At 72.6% G+C, this 5,496-nt stretch carries 5 protein-coding genes; 4 read left to right on the top strand and 1 reads right to left on the bottom strand.

Annotated elements, in window-relative coordinates; genetic code table 11:
* The 3 genes from JHN63_RS47620 to JHN63_RS47610 form a co-directional block, all read left to right on the top strand.
* The coding region (locus JHN63_RS47620) for an HNH endonuclease family protein (protein WP_200691375.1) at positions 1-537 on the top strand (537 nt) is incomplete at its 5' end.
* Positions 538-617: 80 nt separating this feature from the next.
* Entirely contained in the window at positions 618-2,246 is a 1,629-nt protein-coding gene (locus tag JHN63_RS47615; RefSeq protein WP_200691374.1) for an alkaline phosphatase D family protein, read from the top strand.
* 98 nt (positions 2,247-2,344) lie between these two features.
* On the top strand, positions 2,345-4,300 hold the full coding sequence (locus JHN63_RS47610; protein WP_307782161.1) for an FAD/NAD(P)-binding protein: 1,956 nt from the start codon (positions 2,345-2,347) through the stop codon (positions 4,298-4,300).
* Here JHN63_RS47610 and JHN63_RS47605 read toward each other — a convergent pair.
* Positions 4,272-4,820, bottom strand: a complete 549-nt coding sequence (locus tag JHN63_RS47605; protein WP_200691372.1) for a superoxide dismutase family protein — start codon at positions 4,818-4,820, stop codon at positions 4,272-4,274. The genes JHN63_RS47610 and JHN63_RS47605 overlap by 29 nt on opposite strands.
* Positions 4,821-5,059: 239 nt before the next feature.
* Here JHN63_RS47605 and JHN63_RS47600 point away from each other — a divergent pair.
* Positions 5,060-5,496 (top strand): DedA family protein (locus JHN63_RS47600; protein WP_200691371.1); only part of this gene is annotated, 437 nt, incomplete at its 3' end.

Below are 5,496 nucleotides of genomic sequence, written 5' to 3'. Positions count from 1 at the left end.
ACCCCCGTCAGCGCCGCCACCGCCCGCACCTACCTCGCCTCCCTCACCGTGGCGACCGAGGTCCGGACCGGCTACGACCGTGACCTGTTCCCCACCTGGATCACGATCAGCGGCACCTGCAACACCCGTGAGTACGTCCTCAAGCGGGACGGTACGAACGTCGTCACCAACTCCGCCTGCACCGCGACCAGCGGCAGCTGGTACTCGGTCTACGACGGCGCCACCTGGACCGCCGCCTCCGACCTGGACATCGACCACCTCGTCCCGCTCGCCGAGGCCTGGGACTCCGGCGCCCGCAACTGGACCACCGCCCAGCGCCAGGCCTTCGCCAACGACATCACCCGGCCGCAGCTGATCGCCGTCACGGACAACGTCAACCAGTCCAAGAGCGACCAGGACCCGGCCGAGTGGATGCCCCCGCTCACCTCGTACGCCTGCACGTACGTCCGTGCCTGGGTGCAGGTGAAGTACTACTACGACCTGTCGGTCGACACGGCCGAGAAGGCCAAGCTGACCTCGGTCCTCAGCGGCTGCTGATCACCCCGGTCTCCACGGGATCTAGGCGCCGGCCTCCGTCGTTCCGTACCGTACGGGGCGACGGAGGAAGGTGATCAACCGTGGCCGGACTGCGCCTTGGACCACTGCTTCGCTACGCCGACGGCTCGTCCGCGACCGTATGGGTCGAGGCGAGCCGTCCGTGCACCGCCGAGGTGCGCTGCGCCGACGGCGCCGGTGGCACCGCCCGCACCTTCCAAGTGGCGGGCCACCACTACGCGTTGGTGCCGGTGGAGGGCCTCACGGCCGGGACCTCGACGCCGTACGACGTGTTCCTGGACGGCGCGCGGGTGTGGCCGCTGCCGGACTCCGCGTTCCCGCCCTCGGTGATCCACACCCCGGACGCCGACGGGACCGTCAGGGTCGCCTTCGGTTCCTGCCGCTGGGCCGCGCCGCCCGCCGACGACCACGACCCGGTGGGCCCGGACGCCCTGGACACACTGGCCTCGCGCATCGCGCGCGATCCGAAGTCCGAACGGCCGGACGTACTCGTCCTGTTGGGCGACCAGGTGTACGCCGACGAGGTCTCCGACGCAACCCGCCGCTGGCTCTCGGCCCGCCGTGATCTGCGCGAGCCGCCCGGCAGCGAGGTCGCGGACTACGAGGAGTACACACGCCTCTACTACGAGTCCTGGCTCGACCCGGAGATCCGCTGGCTGCTGTCCACGGTGCCGAGTTGCATGATCTTCGACGACCACGACGTCATCGACGACTGGAACACCTCCGCCGCCTGGCTGGCCGACATGCGGGCCACCCCGTGGTGGCGCGAGCGGCTGCTGAGCGGGCTGATGTCGTACTGGGTGCACCAGCACCTGGGGAACCTCTCCCCCGCCGAACTCGCCGCCGATCCCCTCTACTTGGCGGTCCGCGACACCCCCGACGGCACCGACGAGCTACGTGCCTTCGCCTCCCGCGCCGACGCCGACCCGGCCTGCGTCCGCTGGAGCTACCGGCGCGACTTCGGCCGCGTCCGGCTGCTGATGGTGGACAGCAGGGCCGCCCGCGTCCTCGACGAGCAGCACCGCGCGATGCTCGACCCCGGCGAGGCCGACTGGCTGCGCACCGAGGCGCTGGCCGACCCCGGTTCCTACGACCACCTCCTCATCGGCACCTCGCTCCCCTGGCTGCTGCCGCATCTGATCCACGACGCCGAGTCCTGGGACGCGGCGCTGTCCCGAGGCGAACGGGGGCCCCGCTGGGCCGACTTCGGCGAGAAGCTGCGCCGGGCGGCCGACCTGGAGCACTGGGCGGCCTTCCCGGAGTCGTTCGAGCAACTGGCGGACCTGATCGCCGAGGTGGGTTCGGGGGACGGCGCGCCGGCGTCGGTGCTCGTGCTGTCGGGGGACGTCCATCACGCGTACGTCGCGGAGCCCAAGTGGCGGACAGGGCAACCGAGTTCCCGCGTCCTCCAGCTCACCTGCTCCCCCGTCCACAACTCCATCCCCGCGTACATCCGGGTCGGCTTCCGCTTCGGCTGGAGCGCCGTGGCCCGTGGTCTCGGCCGACGACTGGCCCGGCACGGCCGGTGCCCCCACCCCTCCGTCAAGTGGCGCAAAAAGGGCGGCCCTTGGTTCGGCAACCAGCTCATGACCCTGACGCTGCACGGCCGTTCGGCCCGGCTGCGACTGGAGCAGGCACGGGCGGACAGGACACTGAAGACCGTGGAGGAGTCCCCGCTCACACCCTCGTGACCTCGGTACCGGCATGATGAAGCAGGCCGTCCGCTTTCCCGGTGGGCGGTCTGCTCCATTGCGCCCCCACACGCCCGGGAGTCACTCTTTTGTCTGTAGTGAACGCGTCCGACGGCGAGCCGGTCCCCCTCCCGGCCCGCGTCTCCGTCGCCGTGGTCGGCGCCGGTCCGCGCGGCACCAGCGTCCTGGAACGCCTCTGCGCCTCGGCGCCGGAACTCCTCCCGCCCGGCGCCCGCCTCACCGTCCACGTCGTCGACCCGGCGCCCCCGGGCCCCGGCCGCGTCTGGCGCTCCGCGCAGTCCCCCGAACTGCTGATGAACACCGTGGCCTCCCAGGTGACCCTCTTCACCGACGCCGGCGTCGACTGCTCGGGCCCGGTCCGCCCCGGCCCCAGCCTGCACGAGTGGGCGCCCGCCGAACTGGGCCCGGACGACTACCCCACCCGCGCCCACTACGGCCGCTATCTGGAGTGGGTGTTCGCCCGCACCGTCCGCGAGGCGCCCGACTCCGTGCGGGTCGCGACCCACCGGGCCCGCGCGGTACGCCTCGACGACACACCCGACGGCCACCAGGCCCTCACCCTGGACAACGGCCGTACCCTGTCCGCCCTTTCGGCCGTGGTCCTGGCGCAGGGCCACCTCCCGACGGCCGCGGACACCACCCAGCTCCGCCTCACCGCCTACGCCGACCAGCACGGCCTGCGCCATCTCCCGCCCGCCAACCCGGCCGACGTCGACCTGTCCGTCGTACGGCCGGGCGAACCAGTCCTGTTGCGCGGCCTGGGCCTCAACTTCTTCGACCACACAGCCCTGTTGACGACGGGCAGGGGCGGCCGTTTCGTCCGCGCGAGGTCCGGCGGCCTGCGCTACCTCCCCTCGGGCAACGAGCCCCGCCTGTACGCCGGTTCACGCCGAGGCATCCCGTACCAGGCCCGCGGCGACAACGCGAAGGGCCCCTACGGCCGCCACACCCCCCGCCTCCTCACCCCCGAGGCGATATCCGCCTTCCGCAAACGCGCCGACTCCGGCGAGCCACCCGAATTCCTCACGGAGATATGGCCGTTGGTCGCGAAGGAGGTCGAGACGGTCTACTACACGGCTCTGCTACGACCCTCCCGGCGCCCGGAGTTCAAGACGGCGTCCGCGGATTTCACGGAGTTCACCGAGCGCTTTCTGGCCGTCCCGCACCGCGATCCCCAAGAGGCCCTGATTCTCGACGAGTTCGGGGTCGCGAGCGCCGAGCGCTGGAGCTGGGACCGGCTGTCCCGCCCGTACACGGAACGCGATCTCGCGCACCCGGCGGCCTGGCGGGACTGGCTGTTGTCGTATCTGCGCGAGGACGCCGAGCACGCGGCGCTCGGCAATGTGGACGGCCCGCTCAAGGCGGCCCTGGACGTGCTGCGCGATCTGCGCAACGAACTGCGGCTGGTCGTCGACCACGGGGGCCTCGCGGGCGCCTCCCGCCGGGACCACCTGGACCGCTGGTACACCCCGCTCAACGCGTTCCTGTCCATCGGCCCGCCCCGCCGCCGTATCGAGGAGCTGGCCGCGCTGGTGGCGGCGGGCGTGGTGGAGGTGCTCGGGCCGCGGCTGGAGGTGCGGGAGGCGGACGGCGCGTGGGTGGCGCGCTCGCCTGTGGTGCCGGGCTCGGCGGTGCGGGTGACGACTCTCATCGAGGCGCGCCTGCCCGAGCCGGATGTGCGCCGCACCGCCGACGAACTGCTCGGCCGGCTGCTGAAGACGGGCCGGTGCCGGCCGCACACGGTGGACGGTTACGAGACGGGCGGGCTGGATGTGACGCCGCGCCCGTACCGTCTGATAGACCGTCAAGGAGGCGTCCACGCACGGCGGTTCGCGTTCGGGGTGCCCACGGAGGGCGTGCACTGGGTGACGGCGGCGGGCGCCCGGCCGGGGGTGGACTCGGTGACGCTGTCGGACGCCGACGCGGTGGCGCGGGCGGTGCTCCGTGAGGTGGCGGAGGGGCGGACGCCGTCGGCCGGCGCCTGCCCCTGGGCGTATCAGCAGGTCAGGGAGCCCAGCCGAACGGCACGGTGAAGCAGGCGGCGCGGACCTTGCTGCCCGGCATGTCGTGGATCACGACGGAGGACGCCTCGCCCTGCCGGAAGGTCCAGTCGTGCCGGGCGCCCGACTCGGCGGCGCCGTGCTCGTCGGCCGTGAAGTCCAGCCAGACCTCGTTGTCGGCAGTGATGTCGGCCGGGGCGGTGGACGGCTTGTGCTGGAAGTGGCCGCCCGCGGCGGCGGGGTCGGCGCCGCACGGCTTCTGGTGCACATGGACGGCGTAGGCGTGCCCCGGCACCATGCCGTCGACCCGGAGCTTGACGGTCGTAGTCCCGCTGACGGTCGTGTGCTGACTCACCTCGATCCACGCGGCGGCGGGCACCAGCTTGTTGTCGTACGTCACCGCCGCCGACGGCACGAGGGCGCCGACCGGCGCGAACCGCGCGTCCGTCCGCATCCAGAAGCCGTCCGGGGCGCCGGACGCGGCGGCGGTGCCGCCTGTGCCGCTCGCCAGCAGTGCCGCGACGACGGCGCCCGCGCATATGCCTGCCACCATGATGTGTACCGTTCCTCACGTTGTGATGCGCTTGTATGCGCTTGGCTGCGCTTGGAGCCTCTTTACGTTGCTACGGGATGCGGGCCCGCCCCGCCCCTCGGGACGGGGCAGCCGGGTGAACACACTGTGCGGATCACACGTGCCCCCCGTGAATCTCCTGTCACCACCCAGGCGTACGCTGTATGGCTGTCACTGGCCGTTCTTGCCGCGGCCCACGGGGGAGTTCACGGGGAGCCGCGTTGTTCGAGAGTGTGGGGTCGCTGACCGGCAGCCCATGGATCTACGCCATGGTCGCCTTGTCCGTACTCCTTGATGTGTTCCTGCCGGTCCTGCCGAGCGGTGTCCTGGTCATCGCGGCCGCGACGGCGGCGGCAGCGGGCACCGGCGCGGCGGCCGACGCCGTTCCCGTGCCGCACGAGGTGCCCAGCATCCTGGCGCTGATCGCGTGCGCGGCCACCGCGTCCGTCCTGGGCGACCTGGTGGCGTACCGGCTGGCCTGGCTGGGCGGCGAACGTCTGGACCGCGCGATCTCCCGCTCCCGCCGCCTCACCACCGCGCAGGAACGTCTCGGCCAGGCCCTGGCCCGCGGCGGCGGCCCCCTGGTCATCCTGGCCCGCTTCGCCCCGGCCGGCCGCTCGGTCGTCTCCCTCGGCGCGGGCGCCGCCCACCGCCGCGC

Source organism: Streptomyces sp. MBT65 (assembly GCF_016612545.1).
Taxonomy (GTDB): Bacteria; Actinomycetota; Actinomycetes; order Streptomycetales; family Streptomycetaceae; genus Streptomyces.
This window is presented reverse-complemented; position numbering and strand designations above follow the sequence as displayed.